This window comes from Actinacidiphila oryziradicis (genome assembly GCF_005047355.1).
In the GTDB taxonomy this organism is placed as follows: Bacteria; Actinomycetota; Actinomycetes; order Streptomycetales; family Streptomycetaceae; genus Actinacidiphila; species Actinacidiphila oryziradicis.
In genome coordinates, this window is the sequence record NZ_SUMC01000039.1 from 55,198 (window position 1) to 77,443 (window position 22,246).

Sequence of the window (22,246 nt, forward strand, 5' to 3'; positions counted from 1 at the left end):
GGCACCGGCACGGTGGGCGGGGGTGAGAGGCGGATTGAGGAAGACAGAGCCAGCTTGGCGGGTGTCCGGCCCGCTCGCCTGTCGGAAGGACGGGGTCCCTGCGGGTGCCGTGCTGCCGGAAGCTGACGGGCCGACCCCGCCACAATACTGTCCTGGCTCCCGCCTGGCCATCACCGGGACGGTCCTCTTCACCGCCCTCGCCGGCATGGTGCTGTGCCTGATCCGGCTGCGCGCGGACAGCTTTCTGCCCGCGATGGCCCTGCACTGGGCCGTCAACGCACTCGGCCATCTCACGTCGTTCCTGCTGCGCTGACACCTGCCGGTCGGGAGGCGCTCGGCTTCAAGCAGCCGACGGGTGCCACCAACGTCCCGGAAGACCCATCGTCCGTGTATCGAAAATGGATCTCGGCCCACGCATGACGAGATAGAACGTTCTATCGCTTCTTTTGCTAGCCTTACGCCATGAGCCCGACCCCAGAAGCCGGCGGTGCCTCCGAAGTGGCGCCGGTCTGCCTCGACTCGGCACCGGCCTAGGCGGGCCTCGGCATCCGGCCCGCCGTTGGATTCCGCAGACGCGGAGCCGTCTCGCGACAGCTCTCTTCCTCTCCACGCTGTCTGGCCGCGATCCACTTCCGCGTCCCGTCGTCCGCCTCCGTCCAGCCGACCACTACAGGGGACGGGCGTGAGATCACCCGCCAAAGGAGACCATGTGAATCCGCATCACGAATCGCTCTTCATCGGGGGACGGTGGGTGGCACCCGCGTCCGACGAGAAGATCACGGTCCTCGGTTCGAGCACCGAGGACGTCCTCGGCAGCGTCCCGGCCGGCAACGAGAAGGACATCGACGTGGCCGTCGCCGCTGCCCGCGCCGCCTTCGACGATCCCGACGGCTGGGCCGCCTGGCAGCCGGCGCGGCGGGCGAACGCTCTCTGCCGCCTCGCCGATGCGCTCGAACGACGGATGGAGGCCATCACCCATGCCGTCAGCGCCCAGAACGGTATGACGATCACGCTCTCCGAACAGGTCGAGGGCGCCCTCCCGACCACGCTGTTGCGGTACTACGCCGACCTGATCCGCGACAACCCGGGCGAGGACGTTCGCGACGGGATGCTCGGTGCTCCCGTACACGTCCGCCGGGAACCCCTCGGCGTGGTGGCGGCCATCGTGCCCTGGAACGCCCCGCAGCTCCTCTCCGCGACCAAGTACGCCCCTGGCTTGGCCGCGGGGTGCACGTTCGTGCTGAAGCCGTCCCCGGAGACCGTGCTCGACGCGGTCCTCTTCGCGGAGGCCGTCGAGGAAGCGGATCTGCCGCCCGGCGTCATCAACATCGTCCCGGCCGGCCGGGAGGTCGGCGCGTACCTCGTCTCTCACCCTGACGTCGACAAGGTCGCCTTCACCGGTTCCACCGCGGCGGGTCGGCAGATCGCCGCGACCTGCGGCAGCCTCTTGCGTCCGGTGACACTGGAACTCGGTGGCAAATCGGCTGCCGTCATCCTCGACGACGTCGATCTCAACACGGCGATCGCCGAACCGTTCTTCCTCGCGACGCTGCTGGCGAACGGCCAGGCATGCTTCGCCAGCACCCGCGTACTGGCTCCGCGAAGCCGCTACGACGAGGTCGTCGACGCAGTCGCGTCCTTGGTCAGCGGCCTGACCGTCGGAGACCCTCTCGACACCAGGACGCAGATCGGCCCGATGGCGAGCGCACGCCAGCGTGACCGGGTCGAGGGCTACATCGAGAAGGGCAAGACCGAAGGCGCCCGGCTGGTCGTGGGCGGCTCCCGGCCCACCGATCTCGCAAAGGGCTTCTACGTCACCCCGACCGTGTTCGCCGATGTCGACAACTCCCAGACCATCGCCCGCGAGGAGATCTTCGGCCCGGTACTGTCCGTCATCGCCTACACCGACGAGGACGATGCCGTCCGGATCGCGAACGATTCGGAATACGGCCTCGGCGGTTCCGTGTGGACGGACGACGACGAACGTGGCATGCGCGTCGCACGCCGGATCCACACCGGAACCATCGGTCTGAACCACTACACGGTCGACCCGGCGGCACCCTTCGGCGGGGTCAAGGCCAGCGGACTGGGCCGGGAGTTCGGCCCGGAGGCACTGCACAACTACCAGCAGATCAAGTCCATCTACCGATGACCACCACGCGGCGCCCCCTCCTGCCGTAAGCGGCAGCCCCAGCACAGGAGAGCCCTCGGTTGCCACAAGCTGTCGCGCGGCGACCGAGGGCACCTGACGCCGGGGGGAGGACTCAGGGGAGTTGGCCGATGGTCTCGTCTCGCTGGCCATGATGCTCACCACCACTCACGCCACTGGCTCCTGCTTCGACACCTGAGCCCCGTAGACCTCCTCGAGGTGGGCCGAGATCTCCCCGTGCGTCAGCCTCTTCGTCGACAGCGACAGCACCATCTCGTCGATCCCGGTCAGCCGCCGCTGCCGCTTCTTTAGCCTCGATCCACCGACGCTCTTCGGAAATGATCTTCTGATGGTTTCTGGAGCCGGTTTCGGTGTGGTGTTTGCGTTTGGGCAGGTGGTATCTGCTGGTCTGTCCAGCTTTTCCACAAGTTAGGTTCCGGTTGGGCCCTGGCGGGCGGGACGGGCAGGGCTGTCAGGCTGGGGGTGGGCCGTGGACGGTGTCGAACAGGTGTGTCCAGGCGTGCTGCCAGGGCCAGTTGTGGGGCAGGTGCAGGGTGATGCGGCGTGCTGAGCGGGCGATCCGGGCCGGGATGTGGACCAGGTGGGCCCGGAGTGTGGCGGTGGTCGCCTTCGCGTGGAACGTCGAGGTCAGAGCGCCGGCGGCCCTCAGTAGGTTGTAGGTCATGGCCCACGGGTGAGCCAGGCCGCGTTGGCGTGGAAGTGTCCGGAGGGCAGGTGGGCCAGAGCGCCGGCTTTGCTGTCCGCGATGACCTGTTCCACTACCGCGTGGTGGCGGTGTTGTTGTTCGGCCTGGAGGGTGGGGGCGGGGTTGTCGGTGAAGAAGGGGTGGTAGCGCCAGACGGGAAAGAGCTCGCCCTGTTCGCCTATGGTGGCGGGTTTGGCCAGGTCACGGACCCGGCGCACGATCAGCCGGGCGGTGACCTGGTCCGCCTTCTTGCGGCCGGTGAAGGCGGTGTGGGCGGGTATCTCGGCGACTTCGGCGTCCGAGATGAGTTCACCGGTGTCGGGATCTTCCACCGCGTTCGGGTAACTGATGTGCTGCCAGGACTCGTTGGGAATGCCGATGATGGCCCGTTTGATGGACGGGTTCATCCCGGTGGTGATCGAGAAGCAGGCGCCGGCCCGGCTGCAGGTGGCGACCACACCCGCGGTGTAGAACTTCGAGTCCGCCCGCAACAGGCGCATGCCGGTGCAGCCCGCCTCGACGGCGGTGGCCAGAGCCTCGGCCACGAGTGTCGGGGCGCCACGGACATCGGCGGCTTTGCCGCGGCGCATCCGGACCGTGGCGATCACCGGCCGCGAGTGCGGGGTACAGGGTGCAGGGTGCGGATGCCCTTGAACCGGCCGTACTCCGCCCCCTGCTTGGCCCGCCCGTAGACCCGCTTGTGAGTGGATCGACATCGATGAACGCCATCGTGTCCGCTCCGGGGAGCAGCGGGGTGTGCGCGGCCAGGTTCGCGAAGAACCGGCGGTGTACGGCGTGGAGTTGAAGGGCGTGGCCGTGGGTGAAGCCTCGCAGGAAGGTGCCCAGGGTGGAGGGGGCACGCAGGCCTGCGAACACGTTCGGCATCGCACCGTGCCGCAGGACACCGAGGTCGTCGATGCTGTCCGCGCCCGTGGCCATACCGCCCACGATGCTGGTGACCTTGGCGTCCGCCGACGCACCCGCACCGTTGGTCCCCCCGGTCAGCTTCACCTTCTCGGCCACCAGCCGCGACAGGCCGCACCGCTCCGCCAGCCGCATCACCGGGAGGAGCCCCGCATACGCGATCAGATTCCGGTCGTCGAACACAGCGGAGACCGCCGCCGGGGTGTGGGAAACTTTCATCTGAGAGGTGCCTTGCTTTTGTGCGTGATGGTTGTGTGGTAACTCCCATCATCGCAGGTCAGCAGGCACCTCTCTTCGATTCCCTATCCACAGGCCCAGGGACAGTCGGTGGATCGAGGTTTAATGGATGACGTGCAGGTTCCCCGAGGGCTTTGGAGAGCGGTCAAGATGCCCGTCAGCAGGTCAGCGGTGTACGTGACCCCCGTTTCGTAATCTCCAGGAATTTGCTAGTTAGAGGCCGCCCCACCTATCCGCGCGGCCTCTAACTCGGAGAAGTTCGCTGGGACTGCAGTAATCTCTGCGCTTGTGTCAGTGCCAGGGGTGCACGGAATGGCGGAAGAAGCATCCTGGGCAGGGCGTATGTCTGCGCTGCCGTCACACGGGATACCTCAACTCCGATCGTCTGTGCCGGGCGTGTCTGCACGCTGTCCGGCTTGACGTCGACGCCGCGTGGGTCACCGACCCTGAAGGCGCCAGCCCGCGGAGCCGCCAGCTGATGTTCCTCTACTACGGCCTCGCCCCCACCCACGCCCAACCCCTGAAGAAGTACGGCAGGCGGACCGGCCGCACCGGCGTTGATCAGCGGGAAGCGGCTGCACTGGGTGGAACACATACGCGCGGCCGCGGCCCCGACGCGGGACGACCCTGCGGTCCTCCCACCCACTGTCCCGCGGCAGCTGCCGCTCTTCCCGGTCTGCCGGATGCTGTCCATCGATGTCTGCCGGCGCATCCTGCAGAGGCCGCTCGCTGGCTATAGCGACGTCGTCGAGCACACCGCGGCGTTCGCGCGGTCCGGGGCGGCCAGAGACGGCGCGTAGTCCGCGACGTCCGTGGCCGCTGCGGGCGGTCAGGTTCGCAGGAGAGGTTGTTCGAGGTCCGGCGAGACTGGCGCCCGGTGGCCGAGTTGGCGCGGCAGGATCTGTCGACGCTCACGGACTCGGCCAAGCGGCTGCTCGCCGACCTTGACAGCGTGATGAAGCAGGAGATGTGGTCCAAGGTCCCCGCCACCAAGACCCGACACGCGTTGACCGTCTTGGTGTCCTGGCTCGGCGCCGATGCCCCGCTGCTGGAGACCGACATCCGGGCGCTCGTCGACAACCGTCCCCTGAAGTTCAGCGGACGGCGGGTCACACAGTTTCTTGAAACCCGAGGGCTGCTGACCCCGGATGCCGAGTTCCGCCGGGACGCGCATCAGAAGCGATTGGAGGCCGGGCTCGCCGCACTGCCCAAGACGATCGCACAGGAACTCTCGGTCTGGATCAAGGTCGTGCGCGGAGAGGGCAAGTGGGAGCACACCGGCCGCACCTACCGGAGCATTGTCCGCTACTGGCATGTCCTCGACCCGATCCTCAAGGGGTGGCTCGCGGACGGCATCGAGAGCCTGCGCGAGATCACCCGCGACGACGCCGAGAGGGCCATCGCCACCCGTAAGGGGACGCCGGCCCGCTCGATCCACATCGTCCTGCGGAATGTCTTCGGGGCCCTTCGGCAAGAGGGCATGATCTTCCGCGATCCCACCCGTGGCCTCGTCTTCGCCGGAATCAACAAGACCCCGCCTTCCGTGCCCTCGGACCGGCTGGCCGGCGTCCTCAGCCATGCGCAGAATGATTTCCAGCGCTTCGTGATGGTGTTGGTCTGCGTCCACGCCCTCAGCGGCACCGACATCCGCCGGCTGCTGCTCACCGACCTCGACCTTTCCCGTGAACGGCTCATCATCCGGCGTCCCGGCAAACGGCACATCATCTACCTGGAGGAACTCACCTACCGCTGCGCCTCCGCGTGGCTCCGTGAACGTCACCGCCGCTGGGCGGTGACGACCAACCCGCATCTACTGATCAACCGATGGACCGCGGTAGACACCACTCACTCGCCCATCGGCACCACGTTCACCGCCATTTTCCGGCCCACCGGACTCACGATGCCGACGCTGCGGCAGGACCGGATCCGCGACGAGGCATTCGAGGTCGACGACCCGCTACATTTGATGCGCCTGTTCGGGATTTCCTCTCATACCGCGATGCGGTACATCAACGCGGCCCATCCTGAACGCACCGCAAAGCTGCCCCGCTAGCACCTGCCTGACAATGTCCTCGGCCGCATCGCCGAGGTCTGGTCGGACCGGTCGTCGGCCGGAACGGTGATCGTGCCGGTCAGCTGCTACGTGGCCAGCAGCCAGGCAAGGCTGCGGGCGTAGAGGCCGTTGCGCGTCCGCGCGACGCCATAGTCGGCCAGGAGCTGCTCGGTGGCGGCGTGGTCGCGTGCCGGGGGAAGGGGCTGTCGAGGGCAACGCCTTGGTGGCTGGTGTAGAGGATGCGCTGGGCTCCGGCGGCGACGGCGGCCTCGATGCCCACCTTACGCAGGGCGACTGAATCGTCGTGGGGGTCGTGGGAGGAGATGAGCGGGACCTGCTCGGCGCCTTCGAAGGAGTGCTGCAGCGCGGCCAGGACCTCGTAGGACCCCTGGCGCACCCGCTCACCGCGGTCGGCGAAGTGTTGGGCTTCGGCGGCATCGCGGATGCTGAAGCCGATTCGCTCGGCGGGGATGCGCTCAGGAAGTTCGACGGCGGCGCCATGCAGTGCACCGGTCGCACCGGTGACTAGTGCCGTAACAGGCAACGTTCGCCGCACCGGCCGAAGATCCGAGTACGTCCAGTACGAGGATCTTCGGCCGGCACGCCGAGAGCACGCACCGGACGCCGCTCCTTCACGGGCAAACGTTGCCTGCCACGGCACTAGTGATCTTTTTCCACTTGGTGTCTGTGCCGACCCGGGGAGGACGGCCTCGTGCGGCGGGAGGGTGTGTGGGGTCCGTGAGCGGGCCGTTTCCAGGTCACAGGGAGTCGCGTCGGGTGAGGCGGTCCCCCGTGCTCAGCTTGCCGCGGGAGCCACATACGGCCAACTGAACCGCCGAGCAAAGAGACGCTCTAGTCGCCGGAGTGGTCCGGCAGGAGTTGAGCCGAGAGTGATCGTGCCGTGGCAGTGAGTGTGGCTGTGTCCAGCCCGGTCCGGCCCATGAACACGATTCCTTGTTGCGCGGCCAGGAGGGCCCGCGCTAGTGCGATCGGATCCGCTCCGGCCGGCAGGTCGCCCTCACGTTGGGCGCGGGCGACGCAGTCACCGATCAGCGTGGTGGACGTCTCGTAGGTGCGGTGGGCGTGGGCGAGGACTTCCGGATCGGCCTTACCGAGTTCGCAGGTGCTGTTGGCCATCAGGCAGCCACGCCGCGTGCCGGCGCCGGTGGGGTCGTCGATCGGTGCTTCGAGGAGCATGCGTAGTGCGTCCACAGCCCGTGGAGCCTCGGCGAGGGCTTTCCGAAGATAGCCATGGCTGTCGTCGGTGTAGCTGTGCAGCGCCCGGAGGAAGAGCTGACGTTTGTCGCCGAACGCTGCATACAGGCTGCCTTTGCCCAGCCCGCTGACCCGCATCAGATCTTGCAGCGAGGTCGCGGCGTAACCGGCATCCCAGAACTGCTCCCGGACGGCGTTCAGCACCTGCTTCTCGTCGAACGCTCGCGGACGTGCCATGCGAACCAGGATACGGATTCTTGACCGCGCGGTCCACCATGCTTATGGTGGACCGCGCGGTCAAGAATCCGTGGCACGTTGCACCTAGAGAAGTGGGAAGCACATGGGAAAGCTGGACAACAAGGTGGCGATCGTGACCGGCGGATCGCGGGGGATCGGGGCGGCGTCGGCGCTGGCACTGGCTGACGAGGGAGCCGACGTCGCGATCAGCTACTCGTCCTCGGCGGATCAGGCCAAGGCCGTGGTCGCCGACCTGGAGGCAAAGGGGGTGCGCGCGGCGGCCTTCCAGGCAGACCAGTCGGACGCGGCGCAGGCTGCGGGCCTGATCCACAGCGTGGTCCAGCAGTTCGGAAAGCTGGACATTCTGGTCAACAACGCGGGCGTCACCGTCGCTGGCCCGATCGACAGCGAGCTCGCCGACGAGTCTGCCTTCGACCGCCAGCTCGCCATCAACTACACCAGTGTGGTGGCCGCGATCCGGGCGGCGTTCCCGCTGCTGCCCGATGGCGGGCGGATCATCAGTATCAGCTCGGGTGTGGGAACACGGGTGGGCTTCCCCGGGATGACCGACTACGCCGGCGCCAAGTCGGCCCTCGAGGGCTACAGCCGGGGCGCAGCCCGCGATCTGGCCCACCGGGGCATCACAGTCAACGTCATCCAGTCCGGGTTCGTCGACACCGAGATGAACCCCGCCGACGGCCCGGCCGCACCTATGTTCCTTCCGACAACGGCGATGGGGCGGTACGGCAGGCCGGAGGAGATCGCCGCAGGCGTTGTCTTCCTCGCCAGCCCGCAGGCCTCCTACGTTACCGGCGCAGTACTGAGGATCGACGGCGGATACAGCGCATAGCGCGACAGCACAGCTGCCGATGGGCGGCGGTGGCGCAGGAGTCAACTGACAGCTCTGTCACCGCTGCCCGCGGTGGCCGGCCAGGGTGTGCCCCTCGAGTTCACGCGGGCCGGGCCGGGCCGGCAGACGGCGGCGCGATCAGCGTCGTCGAGCCCTTGAGGAGGACCGTCGCGGCGTAGCTGCGTCGCCAATCCCTTACGGCCGAAAGGCGTTGCCCCAGCGCCTCGCCCCGCGCCACCCCGAGCAGCGCCGCCGTCTCCCCGGCATGCGGCATCAGCATCATGGGGCCGACCCCATCGGCGCCGCCATCGCCGTCAAGGGCCGCGACGCCTGGGGGGGGCAAGGGTTGCTGCGACCCTGCCCCCGACCGCTTTATCGGTCCACGGTCATCAGTGTTCGAGCGGCGGCGCCATCGAGGCCCCCGCTCGATGATTGCTCACGAGCCTCAGGCGGCTCTGGAACTCGCACTCCTCTCCACGGCGACGCGGGCCTCGGCAACCGAGTTCGAGCCTCACCACGTATGAGAATCCACGAACCCGCGCGCTTCCACCAGCTGCGGCTCGAAGGAGCCGTTGCGGTCCCGCGGCACCTCGATCTCCACCGGTCCGACGTCGGTCGTCACCGTCTTCGACCGATGCTCGTTGCGGTAGTTGCCGCTGCGGCCGTCCTCGGCGCGTTCCCCGCTTTCCCGCCCGAGGTGATCGGTGAGTTCACTCTCCAGGGCACCCTCGACCACCAGTTTCGTCAGCTGGGCCAGCAGACCGCCTTCACCGGCCATCTGGATCCCGTCGGTCTTCGCCCGGGCCACCAGCTCACCCATCAGGGCGCGGTCCAGCACCGGCTCCGTCGACTCACTCGACGGCTTTTTCGAACGCGTATTCTGCTTCATGGTGTTCCTCCCCGGGAGCCTCGCCAGTCCTAACCGACGCTCCCTGGCCGGGAGTTACACCACTCACCGTGCAGACCCCGGCGCGGTTCACGTCCAGGACCTGAGAGAGCCGCTTCGCGCCGAAGGCGTCCCGGTGGTCGTCGACGAACCGGAAGCGGCTCCTCCGTCACCTGGGCCGGGTTGTGCGTGTGCCGCCGTCCGTACCCTCGGCCCGGCAGCCACGTACATCCATGCGCCTCCCACACTTGCCGCCTCTTGATGGTCCGCTGGTGGTCCGCCTCATGAGGCTGCCTGACTCATGCCGAAGGAAAACGCTCGGTGTTGACGTCGGGGTTCTCTTCGTGCATGCTACTCAACAAGAACGAACGTTCTGTCTCATCCCCTTGGCCCCACGGGTCTGGCCGGCGCCCCCCTGCCGCCAGGCCCGTGGCTCCTCCCGGTAGCCACACAGGATCCCGGCACCAACCAGTGCGCACCGGCGCCGGGGAAGGCGACCTCGACACACGCCCCGACGACAGGCCCCGCACCGTGCAGCAGCGGCGCTGGCCGTCAAAACCCATTACAGAAGGATGTATCACTCATGAACGCGCTCTACACCGCGGTCGCGACCGCCACCCACGGCCGCGACGGCCGTGCCGTTCTCGCGGACGGATCCCTGGACCTGCAGCTCGCGACCCCGAAGGAACTGGGCGCGGTAGCGGCAAGGGCAACAATCCCGAGCAGCTCTTCGCCGCCGGCTACGCGGCATGCTTCGCCAGCGCACTCGGCATCACGGGCCGACAGGCCGGCATAGACCTCTCCAACGCCACCGTGACCGGGGAGGTGTCGATCGGCAAGCAGGGCGAAGGCTTCGGACTCTCCGCCGTCCTGCGGATCACACTGCCCAGCAGCGTCGACCGCGGAACCGCCGGAGAACTCGTCGAGCAGGCCCACCAGGTCTGCCCGTATTCCAACGCCATTCGCGGCAACGTCCCGGTCCAGCTCGTCGTCGAGTAATTTCCCACCCCAGCCACGGGGCCGATTCGGCCCGGTGGCCGGGGCAGCTCGACCGCCCTGTACGAGTCAAGTCGGTTGGGCAGGCGCGCCCTCACCAGCGGACAGCGCACGGTGCGAGTCCGGCGCGACGAAGACGGGCAGATCATCGGGGCCGGCGGCGAGGGCCAGGAGCAGTACGACACCGACGCCGCCGAGTCCGCGCTGCTCCGCTCCTATGCATGGAGCCAGGTCATGAAGTGGCTGCGTCGCAAACACCGCCGGATCAACCGGAAGGACCTCCGTCGCCGCTACTGCGGCGGCGGTTGGTGGCCATCGGGAGAGGAACGGACGCTGTTCGGGAAGGTACGCACCACGTGATACCGCTACCGGGGAACGGCCATCCCGTCCCCCTGGCCGACCACAGGATGAAGACCAGTACGGACCACGGGACTTGTGGAGCGCCCGGTGCCGTGAGAGCGGCACGCCGGGTGCGGGAAGAGGCCCGAAGAAACGGCTCGATCGAAAGACGAGACCGCGCTTCGGGCCTACTTCACCATCGCCTGTTCTCGTTCATCTCGATGAACTGGCGCGCCCGCCCCCTGACCAGCCTCGAAGTCGCCCTGAACCTCATCGCGGCCACCACCACGAGCACTGGACTGAGCGTGAGTGCCCGCCTCGACGAGGGCACCTACCCCACCGGCATCGAGATCGACGCCCAGCACGCCGCCGCACTCGCCATCACCCCCGACGCCTTCCACGGCGAGTGGAACTACACGGTCCCGCCCCAGCCCGGTGTCCCCGCCGTACCGCTCCAGCCGCCCACCCGCCGGGCCCACCCCCGTCACGCCCACACCTTCGACACCGCCATGGCCACCCACCCCGTACTGACCGGGATGACCCGACACGCACTCGATCAACTCACCACAGACGTACGCACGTTGATCGATCAAGTGCCCACCGAACAGCGCCCCCGCCACCGCAAACTCGCCGTGGAAAGCATGATCTGGGCCGCCGTTCTCGACCAGCGCGGACTGCCCTGCTCACTGACCGCCCATCTCTTCCGCATCGGCGAGAACCAGATGCGCGCCCTGATCAAGCAGGTCCGACCCCTGCTTCAGCAACACGGCCACCAGGCAGAACCGCTACCCGTCCGACTCATCGACCCCAGCGAGCCAACAGCCTCTGAAGGCAGGTCACGACCAGAGCGCGGCGCGGGCTCGGCGTCGTAGACGGCTCCCAGGGTGGCCATCCGCTTCCTGCCGTGTTTCTCCCCGCAGGCCAGGCGGGTCTTCATCGCGTTGCCGCCCTTGGCGGCAACGGCCCTGGCGGTGTCCGCGCTCGGTCGGCGTGCGGACGGCACGCCGACGCCGCCCCCCGGCGAGGCCGGGGAGCGGCGAAGTGTGAGGCCGTGACTCCGGCGCTGCACGGTCAGCTGCCCTGCAACCGCGCGAGGTTGATCCGGCCACCCTGCAGCTGCGCGTGGTGCGGGGCGGCAAGCGAGGCGTCGGTGATGTACAGCTCGGTGCCGCGCACGGCGGTGGCGGTGGGGCTGGCCAGCCCGTCGGCCGCAGTGAGCACGGTGACCTTGGTGCCGTTCGGGTAGACCATGTCCACCTTGTTCTGCGTGTTCACCGCGACGAACACAATGTCGGAGCGGGAGGACAGGAAGTTGAAGTCGTCAATGCCCACCTCACCATCGGTCACCTGGTGGATGCAGCCCGGCTTCCCGGCAGCGGTCACGGGAATCCGCAGCAGGGTGCCCGTGTCGAAGTTCGTGACCCACACCGCCCCGTTGTGGTAGCGCAGCCCGTTCACGCCGAACTTCAGCGAAGCCGTCGGGTCCGGCGCGAGAGCCTGGTCGGTCAGCCACGCCCTGGCTTGGCCCCCTGCGACCGGGACGGCCCAGATCGTGCCCTTGAGGCTGTCGGAGACGTAGAGCGTGTGTCCGGCAGGGTCGATCGCGAGCCCGTTCGGCAGGCCATCCGCGGGCAGGGCCGCGACGCGGCTGGGGTGGCCGTCCGAGGGCAGCTTCCACACTCCTGCGCGCGAGGCGTCCTTGGACCACACGTTGTAGTAGATGGTCCCGTCGCTGCCACGGGTGTTCCCGGTGAAGCCGTCACCGAGGACGCCGGTCACCAGCACAGTCTTGTGCTGCCCGTTGGCGCTCAGCCGGACCAGTTCCGGCCGCTTGCCGGCGTAGCTGCCCAGCATGGAGACAGTGAGCGTGCTGTCCGGGTTGACGGTGATGTTCTCCGGTACCTCCCCGGCGGACCAGTCGAACGGGGCGACGGTCTTGACGGCGGTGACTACCGGCTTGGGGTGTTCCCGCCCCCCGGCGGCCGACGCGTAGGGGGCCGACACGAAGACGGCCGCTACGGCAGCTACGGCCGCAGCGAGGTTGAGTCTCTTGCTCATGGGCTGGGTTCTTTCTCTTCGCTGTTGTGCTGCGCTGTGCGGTGGCGGATGAAGCGGCCGTGAGCCGGGTCATCGCAGGGGTGAGGCCGGGGTGGGGACCACACGGGTGATGACGGACTTCTCGGGGATCAGCAGGTCGTAGACGACCGGACCGATCTCGTTCTTCCAGCGGTCGTGCTCGTACACGGCCGCGTACAGGGCCTCGCTCTGGGCCTCGTCCTCGAACCGGCGAATCCACACGTAGCCGTCCTCGTCCTCGGCGTCGACGAAGGAGGCGGTTACGTCCATGCCCCGCGAGGCCTGGAACGGGATGACCACGTCCTCCATGTAGCGCACCCACTCCTCGCGGCGCCCGGGCTGCGCCCGGTAGCGGCGGATTTCGTAGTACACGGTACTGCTCCTGACTGTTTGCAGGGATGGTCAGTCGGTCACGGTGAGGACGATCTTGCCGCGAGTGCGGCCGGCCTGGACGTGGGCCTGGGCTGTGCCGACCTGCTCCAGCGGGAAGACGTCCTCTACCTCGATGGCGACCTCACCGGCGTCGATCAGGCCTGCGATCGTGGTCAGCGCGGGACCGTCCGGCTCGACCAGGTACGCAGTGAGGCGCACGCCGGCCGCCTCGGCGGCCCGGGCCAGGTCCGGGGAGACACCGGACGGTACGGCGACCAGCAGGCCGCCCGGGCGCAGGACCTTCAGCGAGCGGGTGCTCGTGTTGTCGTGGTCGTCGCCCACCAGGTCGATGACGACGTCGACGTCCTTGACGACGTCCTCGAAGCGCGTGGTGGTGTAGTCGATGGTCTCGTCGGCGCCGAGTTCCTTGAGCCAGGGGTGGCGGGCGGCGCTGGCGGTGGCGATCACGTGGGCGCCCAGGTGCCGGGCGAACTGGACCGCGAAATGGCCCACTCCGCCGGCGGCGGCCGTGATCAGGACGCGCTGGCCGGCCTGGACGCGGGCGGTGTCGACCACGGTCTGCCAGGCGGTCAGCGCCGCCAGCGGCACGGCGGCCGCGTGCGCGTGGTCGAGGGTGGCCGGCTTGCGGGCCCACTGGCGGGCCGGTGCGGTCACGTACTCGGCGTAGCCGCCGGCGGCGCGCGGGAACCACGGCATGCCGTACACCTCGTCGCCGACCTTCAGGGTGGTGACGCCGAAGCCGACCTTCTCGACGACGCCGGAGACGTCCCAGCCGAGGATCAGCGGGAGCGTCTGCAGCCCCGCCATTCCCTGACCCTCGCGGGTCTTCCAGTCCACCGGGTTGATCCCGGCGGCGTGCACCCGCACCAGCACCTCGGTCGGCAGCGGCTCGGGGCGCGCGACCTCCTCGACGGTCAGCACCTCCGCTCCGCCGAACTCGCTGATGGTGACCGCCCGCATGGTGTTCTCGCTCATGGTGCCCTCGCTCATGTCTGTCTTGCTCTTCCTTCAGCGGGGACCGCGTCCCCGCTACACAAAAGAGTGGCGTGCGCTTACCAAGGCGGGTGAGTGGCCGGAGGGCCGCCTGTCGTACCATTCCAGCCATGTCGCATCGTGTCGCTGTTCTCGCCCTCGACGGAGTCCTGCCGCTGGATCTGGGCATCCCGGCCCGGGTGTTCAACGAGGCCCGTAAGCCGGACGGGACTCCTCTGTACTCCGTCGTCACCTTCTCCCTCGGCGGCCGGCCGGTGCGCACGCACGAGGACTACCGGATCGTCGTCGACCACGACGAGTCGGTGCTGGAGAGCGCGGACACCGTCGTCCTCGCCACTCAGGAGCCCGGCGAGGACCTGCTCGCGACCGGCGCGCTTCCCGGGGAACTCGCCGCGGCACTGGACCGGGTCGGGCCGCGGACTCGCATCGTCAGCCTGTGCACCTCGGCCTTCCTGCTCGCGGCGGCCGGTCTGCTGGACGGCGGCCGGGCCACCACACACTGGACGCTGTGCGACGAACTGGCGCGGCTGTTCCCCGACATCGAGGTCGATCCGGACGTGCTGTTCGTCGACAACGGACGCATCCTGACGTCCGCCGGCGGAGCCGCCGGCATCGACCTGTGCCTGCACCTGGTCCGTCTGGACCACGGAGCGACGGTGGCCTCGGCCGCCGCGCAGCGCTGCGTGGTGGCGCCATGGCGCGAGGGCGGCCAGGCGCAGTTCATCGAGCACCCGGTACCGCAGGACACCGACCGCTCCACCTCGGCGACCCGCCAGTGGGCGCTGGACCGGCTGGCCGAGCCGATCACACTGGAGGACATGGCCCGGCACGCGCACATGAGCGTGCGCACCTTCACCCGGCGCTTCCGCAGCGAGGTGGGCAGCAGCCCACTGAAGTGGCTGGCACAACGACGGCTGGCGCACGCGCGCCTGCTGCTGGAATCCACCGACCTGACCGTCGCACGGATCGCCACCGCCTCCGGCTTCGGCGACCCCGTCGCCCTGCGCAAGCACTTCCACACGCACCTGGGCCTGTCACCACTGGCCTACCGTCGCGCCCACAACGCACCGGAGCCCGTGACGGCACAGTGAAGTTCCCCCAAGGCCGGCTTCCCCCGCGGAGCGTACGAACAGCATCTCTGACCGCCCTTGCCGGGCAAGATCCCCGGCCGGGGTCGGCAGCCAGCCTGCGGCCCGAGCAGCGTGCGTGCCCAAGCAGTTGGCCGACCGGATCGGGCATCTGCGGCTGTCGTCGCCGGGCCCGGCGACGGTCACCGCGTCCCCCATGTGAGGGATGGCCGGTGGGTCCGATGCGTCACACCCGGGCGCTTGGGGCGGGAGGCCTTGGCGTGGCGTCGGCGCAGGAGCTCGCGGTGCCAGCGCAGCACGGTGTGAGGGGAGACGATCAAATGGAGTTGACGAAGCCGCACCCGGGGGAGGCGGTGCAGCAGTGCGGCGAGCAGCGCCCGGTCGGGCCAGGTCAGTTGTGGCTTGTCTACTTGCCGCTGCAGCACGACGAGTTGGTGGCGCAGCGCCAGGGTCTCCAGATCCTTCTCCCGATCGCCCATCGGCAACAGCCGTATGAAGCTGAAGGCGGTCGACAAGGCGAGGTACGGCAGTCGCAACAGCACAGTCGAGCATCCTCGCGGTCAGCCCAGGCGTGCTCCAAGAAGCCCCTCCCCGCACGAGAGGCTGACGCATCAGCTGCACACCGCTGACCCCGGATCAGGCCTGTGACCAGCACGGATGCATTATTCGGCACGTACAACGTCGCACTGGCTCGCACTGGACGTCCTGGCCGTGTTCGGTGCCGAGCCGACCGGCGAACGCGTCGTCGCCGACGGCAAGTTCATCACCGCGGCCGGGGTCTCCTCCGGAATCGACATGGGCCTCACCCTGGTCGGCAGGGTCGCCGGCGACGAGTACGCGCACGCCGTCCAGCTGGGGACCGAGTACGACCCCCAGCCCCCGTACGACGCCGGCTCGCCGCAGAAGGCCCCGGCTGCGCTTGTCGCCGAGCTCCGCACCAAGAGCAGGTTCATCCTCCATTAGGTGCGTAACGCGTGCGGCTCCTCGTTCTCATGAGGCGGCACGGCGGGCGTTCAGGGGTGGGATTGCCATCGCTCCCAAGGATGAGTGCAGTGCGCTGTGCGGCGCTCCCGTAGGAGGGCTGCCGACCTGGCAGCGACCATTGCGCCCGCCCGGTCCGCTGGAAAGGATCTCCGGCCTGGCTGCAGAAACGCGGCATTATCGCCCGAATCGCCCGCCCGGGCGTCGAGTCCTCCGAACGACTCGGCCGGCAACGATGGAAGATCGAGCGGTCCATTTCGCCGGTGTCGATCTCGGTCATGTCGCCCACAGTCACTCGGCCAGCGAGGCGGCCAAACCGTGGCCACCACCGAGCGCCACTACGTCGGGTACCCCCTAAGCAGCGTCCGGAGAGGCGGAGCCACCCGGCCGTTCGGATCACTCGCGCCCAGTACCCGGAACAACCGCAGGAGCGCCACCGCGTCATGCCCATTCGATGCCGAGTTTGGTGAGTGCTGCGCGCTGCAGCGGCATGAGCTTGTCGCGGCGACTCTTGGCATTACTCATAAATACCCCCAGCTTCAGGTCGTGGTGTCCTGGCCCTGACAGATGGTCGCCAGGCCGCTTACCGGCAGCGTGTCGATTAGCAGGTCCAGACCGCTCCGGTAAATGCTGCGCTGCAATCCGAGCACCAGGGCAGCACGGCAAGCAGCACCAGGAGCAGCATGTGCAGCGCGGGATGAGGCGCTGTTATTGGTCGGGGTGGACCGCCTGGACGCCGGTGCCCTCGTATGCGTTGGGGGTGAGGGTCAACAGGTAGCGGCCGGAGGGGAAGGCGGCGGAGGGCCTCGCCGCGTGGATGGCGTGGACGGCTGCCCAGGAGCGTCCGGCGTGCAGCAACTCGGTGGCGGCGAGCGCCGCCTCGGTGTCGAAGGCCTCGATCTGGATGAACCGCAGCCCGTTGATGTAGCCGAGGAGGCCGGGCCGCTCGGTGTCGCCGACGGTGAGCGAGAGCACCGGGGCGTAGAGCGTGCCGAGGCCGCGGGAGGCTTGGACGTAGAACGCGGCGACGGCCTCGTTGAACGGATCCTTGGGGTCGTGGAGGGCGGTGGCGGTCGTGTGGTCCAGGACGACCGCGATGGCGCCCACTACGCGGCTGCCGGATCCTGCGTGGCGCCAAGACGCTCCAGGAGGCCGCGGGCCTTCGCCTCGGCCTCTTCGCTGGGGGCGGTGCCCAGGACGGAGGCGAGTTCGGCGCGGGCCTGCGCGGCGCGTTCCTCGAACTCGGTCTGGGTTGGCTGGCTCTCCGCGAGCTCTTCGACGAGGTTGCGGATGCTGGTGTTGTTTTCGGCCGCGAGGACGGCCAGGCGGTCGCGCGTGGAGGCGCTCACCTTGATGCTCGTTTCATCTGCCATACCCCCACTCTACTGGGAGTAGAGGACCCCTGGGGGATGTCCGGCGATTCCCTTCGCTGTTAACCATGAGTGATCGCAAGTCGGGGTGGCGCACCGCAGGTGTTATGTCGAGGTGAGCGTGACACCAGGCCGGATAAACCCCTCTGAGCGGGGTTATTCGGCCCGATCGAGTCCGAAAATACGGACGAGATGGGCGTATGGGTGTCACGCCCTTCAGGGGGCGACCGCGCACCCTCCGCTCCATCCGCGTCCTGGTCCTGCGCCTGGCCAGGGAGAATCTGAGCTGGGGTACCGGCGCCTGCACGGCGAGCTTCCGGTTCTCGGGGTAAAATAGCGCCTTTCACGGTGGGAAATCCTGCGGGACACCCACGGCCCCGGCGTTGTTCCGTTGTGTCTGACTTCGTGGTAGTTGATCAGATGCCGTAGACGGCGAAGGCGTCGTTGTGGTTGAGGAGATCGCGGCGGGCGTGGGCGATGTTGGCTCGTCCGCCAGGCGGAACGTGCTGATGGCCAGGTTGCGGAAGCTGGCCAGGGTTCGGGGCGCGGTACCGGTCCTGTGGGAGTTGTCCTCGTGGAAGGTGACGTCGCGGACCCAGTGGAGCCGGTTCTCCACCGACCAGTGCGCCCTCTCGTAATGGTTGAGGTGCTCGGGGCCGGCGGGGGCGGTGGGCAGGCTGGTGACACCGAAGACGATCTCCTTGCCCGTCCAGGCGCCGTCAAGGTCGCCGCTGTCGCGGCGCAGACGGAAGACCTGGGCCGCGCTGGGGAAAAAGCGTGTCGTCGGCGGGGGCGGTGCGGATCGTGCGGCGCTCAGTGCGGCCGTGGCCGCGGTCCTCGTCGATGTCGGTGGTCTGCACCCAGTCGGCGTCGGGGCTGGCCAGCAGGGCCTGGGCCGCGGCGCGGGCCAGCGGCTGGTTCCCCTTCAAGATCAGGACGTAGCGGGCGTGCAGCTCATCGGTGATCAGGCGGGCGGTCTTCTTGGTGGTGTGCAGCGCGTCCAGGGTCAGCACCATGCCGGACACCTCCAGCGAGGCCAGCAGCTCGCGGACGGCGGAGCCTTCGCCGCGCTTGTCGGCGACCTGCCGCTGGCCCAGCAGCACGCCGCTCTCGTGGCCGATCGCCCCGACCAGGAAGACCCTGCCCTGCTCGGTGCGTGCGCCGCGCAGGGCCTTACCGTCCACGGCCGCCGCGGGCAGCAGGCTGGGCGGCGCCGGATGCTCGGCTGCGTGCTGGGCGGCGCGCCGCGAGGAGCGGCGCGCCGCTCCTCGCGCTCCACAGGGCCAGAGAGTGCGCGCGGGACCTCGGGGAGCGGGGGCCGTCCCGCGTACGACGTCCGCGGCGTAGCCGCAGGTCGCGGCGTCCAGGGCGTCGGTGTCCAGGTCCGCGAGCACCCGGCGGAAGGTGCGCTCGCTGGGAACCTCGAACCGGCCGGTCAACGGATCGCAGCGGGCACCGATGCGGGCGAGCTTGTCCTGCGGTGAGCGTGCCGCCCACTGCCAGATCGCCGCCACCGAGTCGCCACCCACCACCAGCGTCGCGCATGCCGCCAGCACCAGGATCACCAGCAGCGGGTGCCGAAGCCCTCGCTGGGCGCGGCGATCCGGCACGCTCCGAAGCCTGGCCATCAGGGCCGACTCCACCGCGACCGTCGGCTACGAGCTCTGCCTCCCACCGCGCCGCGAGCTGGTCAAGGCAGGGGATGGTCAGCGATGATGCAGACACGGGCGCGACTCCTGTGACGATCCTTCAGCGTAGAGAACTGGAAGATCATCAGGGGCCGCGCCCGCTTGGCAAATCGACGCGGCGCCCGCACAACAACCCGGACTTACAGCATCAAACCGGAACTACCCCGGGTCGTGCCCTACATGCGGCGGGCTTTATCTGCGTCGCTTCCGCGAGGCATGCCGCGGCCGACTTCGACGTACTCACGCAGGCTCGCGAGGAAGTGGTCCCAGCCGCGAGTGCACTGCTCGATGCAGTCCAGCTCTGTTGTGAGACCGTGGTGGCGGAACTGGAGTTCAGACGCGTCGCCATCGACCGGGGTGATGGTGAAGGTCGGACGCGTTCCCTGTAAGGTGCCGAAAGCCACGCACTGCCTCTGATCAGGTATTTTGCAGCACCCGTCGATCATGGCAGGGTCGGATCTTATGGCGTTGCGCGTGCTCTACCTGATCTTCTTGCGGCTCCTCGGACTGCTCCTGCTGCTCTCCCGCTCGCCGGGCGCCAAGGACGTCGAGCTGCTCGCGCTGCGCCATGAGAACGCGGTGCTGCGCCGCCAGCTCGGCGTCCGGCCACGCCTTGTGTGGCCCGACCGCGCCGTGCTCGCAGCCTTGGCCCGACACCTGCCATCCCACCTGCGCCGGCACCGCCTGGTCACCCCGGCCACCCTCCTGTCCTGGCACCGCCGACTGATCCGCTGGAAGTGGAAGCAGAAACCGGCGCGCACCGGCCGCCCGCCGATCTCCGAGGAGCTCACCGCCCTTGTCCTGCACCTGGCTCGCGAGAACCCGATGTGGGGATCCACCCGCATCCAGGGCGAGCTGCGCCGTCTCGGTCACCGGGTCGGTGCCTCGACCATCCGCCGCATCCTGCGCGGCGCCGGCCTCGGTCCCGCACCCCGGCGCAGCCCCGCCGGAGGACCGACGTGGCGCGCGTTCCTGCGCGCCTGGGCCTCCGGCCTGCTGGCAGCGGACTTCTTCCACGTCGACACCGTGGTCTTGAAGCGGCTGTACGTGTTCGCGGTCATGGAGGTCGGCACCCGCACCGTGCGCATCCTCGGCGTCACCACCCACCCCACCGCGGCCTGGGTCACCCAGCTCGCCCGAAACCTACTGTCCGACCTCGGTCAGCGAGCCTCCGGCTTCCGCTACCTGCTGCGCGACCGCGACAGCCGCTACACCCAGGCGTTCGACGCCGTCTTCACCGGCGACGACATCGAGATCCTCAAGACCGCACCACAGGCTCCGCGGATGAACGCCCACGCCGAGAGGTTCATACGCACCGCACGAGCCGAGTGCACCGACCAGATGCTGATCTACAACGAGCAACACCTGCGACACGTCCTGGCCGAATACGTCCAGCACTACAACTGCCGGGCCCACCGAGCGCTGCAGCTTCGCGCCCCAGCCGACGACCCCGACGTCATCCCCTTCCCGGCCCAGCGGATCCACCGTCACGACATCCTCAGCGGACTCATCCACGAGTACCACAACGCCGCCTGACGAAGATCACGACGGCTGAAGAAGCTGCAGGTCGGCGCCGTACGGGACTTTTGGAACCCCACAGGCCTCAACGGCCGAGGTCGCCGAGCTGGAGAAGACCGCTGAGGCCGGCAAGGCGATGGGGTCGGCCCACCGATGCGCGGACCGCACCCGTGATCGCCACCGGGCAGTCCACGACCTGCTGGACCAGGGGCGCAGCCAGCGGGCGATCGCCCAGGAGCTGGGCCTGGCCCGCAACACCGTGCGCAGATTCGCCCACGCAGCCACCGCCGAGGAGCTCAGCACAGGCAAGTGGCAGGGGCGCTCCAGCGTCCTGGACCCCTTCAAGCCCTACCTGCATCAGCGCTGGCAGGAGGGCTGCACCAACGCCCGGACACTGTTCGAGGAGATCAAGTCCGCCGGATTCCGAGGCCAGTGCACGATTGTCCGCGACAAGACCAGAACCTCCCACTTGGCCCGCCTCGAACTCGCCGCATGAAACCGCCGACACGCAACCGTTTTATGGATTTCCCAACGGAGTCCTGAAGAACCGGGCTTGCGCCCTTTACGAGTGGTCAACGGCCCCCGGCCGGCTTGGTGTTGGAGGGGGCGGCGTGCGCTTTGAGGAGCCCTTCGACTCCGAGCAGGAAGGTTTCGCACACCAAGTCCGGGTCGAAGAGGCAGCCGGCAGTCATCGCGCCATCGCGCATCATCACGAAGTGGCGGGCGGCGGGTTCGGCGGGAACCTCCCGGATCTTGGGTCCGGAAGGCCGGTGATGGCACCGTTGCCGGTGCGCGAGGACGGCCAGGTGCACCGGGTAATCGGGGTCGGGGTACTCGGCGACAGCGTTGATGGGCGCACCACTGTAGGAGGGTAGAACGTTCGGTCTTGACAAACGATGGCGCTCTTGCCAGTCTTGGCGAACAGAACGTTCACTCTTTCTGAATGGCGCCCAGATGCCGGCCGTATCCGGCGGCGGCTTGGGATGCCATCCGCCCTCACTGTCCGGGCCGGGCGATCGTGCCGGTCCGGGAGATGTGCAACCGGCCTGATCGAGAAGGCCGACCGCAGGAAACCCCTGAACTGCTCTCTTCTCCGCATACCACTGAAAGGGATTACCGTGAGCGCCATTGCTGCTCCGTCCGATACCACTGGGACGGCCTCTGCCCTTCGGCGGCTCTACTTCGTCCGGTTCGCGTTCGCCATCGTCTGGGCCCTCGTGATGTTCACGATGGCCAAGGAGATCACCCCGGTCGGGGCCGTGCTCCTGGTGCTGTACCCGCTGTTCGACGTGGGTGCGGCCATCTACGACGCAAAGGTCTCGCGCAGCACGGGATCGCCCGTGCTGCTGTACGTGAACGTCGCGGTCAGCCTTGTCACGGCTGTCGGCCTGGCCGTCGCCTGCGCGTCGGGTATTCCGGCGGTGCTGCGGGTGTGGGGGGCCTGGGCGGTCGTGGCCGGTCTGGTCCAGCTGTTCGTGGCGGTGCCCCGCCGCAAGCTGGGCGGCCAGTGGCCGATGATCCTCAGCGGTGCCATTTCGGTGCTGGCC

Annotated in this window: 22 protein-coding genes and 6 pseudogenes; 13 read left to right on the forward strand and 15 right to left on the reverse strand. The window is 68.5% G+C overall.

Features of this window, described 5'->3' with window-relative positions; all coding sequences use genetic code 11:
• Window positions 1-109: 109 nt before the first annotated feature.
• The gene (locus tag FCI23_RS60325) at window positions 110-313 is read left to right on the forward strand and encodes a CPBP family glutamic-type intramembrane protease (RefSeq protein ID WP_246144257.1); all 204 of its coding nucleotides are present in this window, start codon (window positions 110-112) and stop codon (window positions 311-313) included.
• A 396-nt stretch (window positions 314-709) separates the two neighbouring features.
• The gene (locus FCI23_RS32015) at window positions 710-2,152 is read left to right on the forward strand and encodes an aldehyde dehydrogenase (RefSeq protein ID WP_136727528.1); all 1,443 of its coding nucleotides are present in this window, start codon (window positions 710-712) and stop codon (window positions 2,150-2,152) included.
• 180 nt (window positions 2,153-2,332) lie between these two features.
• Here the strand turns inward: FCI23_RS32015 and FCI23_RS32020 are convergent.
• Together FCI23_RS32020 and FCI23_RS32025 are read right to left on the reverse strand one after the other, a co-directional pair.
• Window positions 2,333-2,461, reverse strand: a pseudogene (locus FCI23_RS32020) (transposase); the annotation flags it as partial.
• Between the two features lie 160 nt (window positions 2,462-2,621).
• Window positions 2,622-3,998: pseudogene (locus tag FCI23_RS32025) on the reverse strand (IS1380 family transposase).
• Between the two features lie 895 nt (window positions 3,999-4,893).
• Between FCI23_RS32025 and FCI23_RS32030 the strand changes: the two are divergent.
• Window positions 4,894-6,069 carry a hypothetical protein gene (locus tag FCI23_RS32030; protein WP_136727529.1) on the forward strand — a complete coding sequence of 392 codons (1,176 nt, stop codon included), beginning with the start codon at window positions 4,894-4,896 and terminating at the stop codon, window positions 6,067-6,069.
• Between the two features lie 79 nt (window positions 6,070-6,148).
• Here FCI23_RS32030 and FCI23_RS32035 read toward each other — a convergent pair whose 3' ends face one another.
• The gene (locus tag FCI23_RS32035) at window positions 6,149-6,613 is read right to left on the reverse strand and encodes a Rossmann-fold NAD(P)-binding domain-containing protein (protein WP_211265529.1); all 465 of its coding nucleotides are present in this window, start codon (window positions 6,611-6,613) and stop codon (window positions 6,149-6,151) included.
• A gap of 308 nt (window positions 6,614-6,921) precedes the next feature.
• Window positions 6,922-7,521, reverse strand: a complete 600-nt coding sequence (locus FCI23_RS32040; RefSeq protein WP_136727530.1) for a TetR/AcrR family transcriptional regulator — start codon at window positions 7,519-7,521, stop codon at window positions 6,922-6,924.
• 103 nt (window positions 7,522-7,624) lie between these two features.
• On the opposite strand from FCI23_RS32040, the gene FCI23_RS32045 reads away from it, so the two are divergent.
• The gene (locus tag FCI23_RS32045; protein ID WP_136727531.1) at window positions 7,625-8,371 is read left to right on the forward strand and encodes an SDR family NAD(P)-dependent oxidoreductase; all 747 of its coding nucleotides are present in this window, start codon (window positions 7,625-7,627) and stop codon (window positions 8,369-8,371) included.
• Between the two features lie 100 nt (window positions 8,372-8,471).
• Here the strand turns inward: FCI23_RS32045 and FCI23_RS32050 are convergent, their stop codons facing one another.
• Together FCI23_RS32050 and FCI23_RS32055 are read right to left on the reverse strand one after the other, a co-directional pair.
• Window positions 8,472-8,645, reverse strand: a complete 174-nt coding sequence (locus tag FCI23_RS32050) for an NAD(P)H-hydrate dehydratase (protein ID WP_407646058.1) — start codon at window positions 8,643-8,645, stop codon at window positions 8,472-8,474.
• 264 nt (window positions 8,646-8,909) lie between these two features.
• Window positions 8,910-9,260, reverse strand: a pseudogene (locus FCI23_RS32055) (transposase); the annotation flags it as partial.
• 580 nt (window positions 9,261-9,840) lie between these two features.
• Between FCI23_RS32055 and FCI23_RS32060 the strand changes: the two are divergent.
• The 3 genes and pseudogenes from FCI23_RS32060 to FCI23_RS62510 all read left to right on the forward strand — a co-directional run bounded on the left by FCI23_RS32060 (window position 9,841) and on the right by FCI23_RS62510 (window position 11,464).
• Window positions 9,841-10,256: pseudogene (locus tag FCI23_RS32060) on the forward strand (organic hydroperoxide resistance protein).
• Between the two features lie 75 nt (window positions 10,257-10,331).
• Complete coding sequence (locus FCI23_RS58415) at window positions 10,332-10,613, forward strand: hypothetical protein (RefSeq protein ID WP_211265530.1); 282 nt, start codon at window positions 10,332-10,334, stop codon at window positions 10,611-10,613.
• A 47-nt stretch (window positions 10,614-10,660) separates the two neighbouring features.
• Complete coding sequence (locus FCI23_RS62510) at window positions 10,661-11,464, forward strand: ISAzo13-like element transposase-related protein (protein WP_136727533.1); 804 nt, start codon at window positions 10,661-10,663, stop codon at window positions 11,462-11,464.
• Window positions 11,465-11,663: 199 nt separating this feature from the next.
• Here the strand turns inward: FCI23_RS62510 and FCI23_RS32075 are convergent, their stop codons facing one another.
• The 3 genes from FCI23_RS32075 to FCI23_RS32085 all read right to left on the reverse strand — a co-directional run bounded on the left by FCI23_RS32075 (window position 11,664) and on the right by FCI23_RS32085 (window position 14,036).
• Window positions 11,664-12,650 carry an SMP-30/gluconolactonase/LRE family protein gene (locus FCI23_RS32075; protein WP_136727534.1) on the reverse strand — a complete coding sequence of 329 codons (987 nt, stop codon included), beginning with the start codon at window positions 12,648-12,650 and terminating at the stop codon, window positions 11,664-11,666.
• Window positions 12,651-12,719: 69 nt separating this feature from the next.
• Window positions 12,720-13,040 (reverse strand): NIPSNAP family protein, encoded by a 321-nt coding sequence (locus FCI23_RS32080; protein WP_136727535.1) that lies wholly within the window; start codon window positions 13,038-13,040, stop codon window positions 12,720-12,722.
• 30 nt (window positions 13,041-13,070) lie between these two features.
• Window positions 13,071-14,036 (reverse strand): NADP-dependent oxidoreductase, encoded by a 966-nt coding sequence (locus FCI23_RS32085; RefSeq protein ID WP_136727550.1) that lies wholly within the window; start codon window positions 14,034-14,036, stop codon window positions 13,071-13,073.
• A 128-nt stretch (window positions 14,037-14,164) separates the two neighbouring features.
• On the opposite strand from FCI23_RS32085, the gene FCI23_RS32090 reads away from it, so the two are divergent.
• Window positions 14,165-15,145 carry a GlxA family transcriptional regulator gene (locus FCI23_RS32090; protein WP_136727536.1) on the forward strand — a complete coding sequence of 327 codons (981 nt, stop codon included), beginning with the start codon at window positions 14,165-14,167 and terminating at the stop codon, window positions 15,143-15,145.
• 179 nt (window positions 15,146-15,324) lie between these two features.
• Here FCI23_RS32090 and FCI23_RS32095 read toward each other — a convergent pair whose 3' ends face one another.
• Window positions 15,325-15,684: a hypothetical protein gene (locus FCI23_RS32095; protein WP_407646059.1), complete on the reverse strand. Its 360-nt coding sequence runs from the start codon at window positions 15,682-15,684 to the stop codon at window positions 15,325-15,327.
• Between the two features lie 130 nt (window positions 15,685-15,814).
• On the opposite strand from FCI23_RS32095, the pseudogene FCI23_RS32100 reads away from it, so the two are divergent.
• Window positions 15,815-16,105, forward strand: a pseudogene (locus FCI23_RS32100) (DJ-1/PfpI family protein); the annotation flags it as partial.
• A 191-nt stretch (window positions 16,106-16,296) separates the two neighbouring features.
• A pseudogene (locus FCI23_RS58420) lies at window positions 16,297-16,383 on the forward strand (IS5/IS1182 family transposase); the annotation flags it as partial.
• A 448-nt stretch (window positions 16,384-16,831) separates the two neighbouring features.
• Here the strand turns inward: FCI23_RS58420 and FCI23_RS32110 are convergent.
• The 4 genes from FCI23_RS32110 to FCI23_RS32130 all read right to left on the reverse strand — a co-directional run bounded on the left by FCI23_RS32110 (window position 16,832) and on the right by FCI23_RS32130 (window position 19,585).
• Window positions 16,832-17,230, reverse strand: coding sequence for a PIN domain-containing protein (locus FCI23_RS32110; RefSeq protein ID WP_136727537.1), 399 nt, complete (start codon window positions 17,228-17,230; stop codon window positions 16,832-16,834).
• Complete coding sequence (locus tag FCI23_RS32115; protein ID WP_136727538.1) at window positions 17,230-17,496, reverse strand: hypothetical protein; 267 nt, start codon at window positions 17,494-17,496, stop codon at window positions 17,230-17,232. Before FCI23_RS32115 ends, FCI23_RS32110 begins: the two co-directional genes overlap by 1 nt.
• Window positions 17,497-18,212: 716 nt before the next feature.
• Window positions 18,213-19,103, reverse strand: coding sequence for an ISAs1 family transposase (locus FCI23_RS32125; RefSeq protein WP_169317030.1), 891 nt, complete (start codon window positions 19,101-19,103; stop codon window positions 18,213-18,215).
• Between the two features lie 254 nt (window positions 19,104-19,357).
• On the reverse strand, window positions 19,358-19,585 hold the full coding sequence (locus FCI23_RS32130) for an SRPBCC family protein (protein WP_136727540.1): 228 nt from the start codon (window positions 19,583-19,585) through the stop codon (window positions 19,358-19,360).
• Window positions 19,586-19,643: 58 nt separating this feature from the next.
• On the opposite strand from FCI23_RS32130, the gene FCI23_RS32135 reads away from it, so the two are divergent.
• Both FCI23_RS32135 and FCI23_RS32140 read left to right on the forward strand, forming a co-directional pair.
• Window positions 19,644-20,717 (forward strand): integrase core domain-containing protein, encoded by a 1,074-nt coding sequence (locus FCI23_RS32135; RefSeq protein ID WP_136727541.1) that lies wholly within the window; start codon window positions 19,644-19,646, stop codon window positions 20,715-20,717.
• A 118-nt stretch (window positions 20,718-20,835) separates the two neighbouring features.
• Complete coding sequence (locus FCI23_RS32140) at window positions 20,836-21,195, forward strand: helix-turn-helix domain-containing protein (protein WP_136727542.1); 360 nt, start codon at window positions 20,836-20,838, stop codon at window positions 21,193-21,195.
• A 76-nt stretch (window positions 21,196-21,271) separates the two neighbouring features.
• Here the strand turns inward: FCI23_RS32140 and FCI23_RS32145 are convergent, their stop codons facing one another.
• Entirely contained in the window at window positions 21,272-21,592 is a 321-nt protein-coding gene (locus tag FCI23_RS32145; RefSeq protein ID WP_136727543.1) for a TetR family transcriptional regulator, read from the reverse strand.
• A 225-nt stretch (window positions 21,593-21,817) separates the two neighbouring features.
• Here FCI23_RS32145 and FCI23_RS32150 point away from each other — a divergent pair.
• The coding region (locus tag FCI23_RS32150) for a hypothetical protein (protein WP_136727544.1) at window positions 21,818-22,246 on the forward strand (429 nt) is incomplete at its 3' end.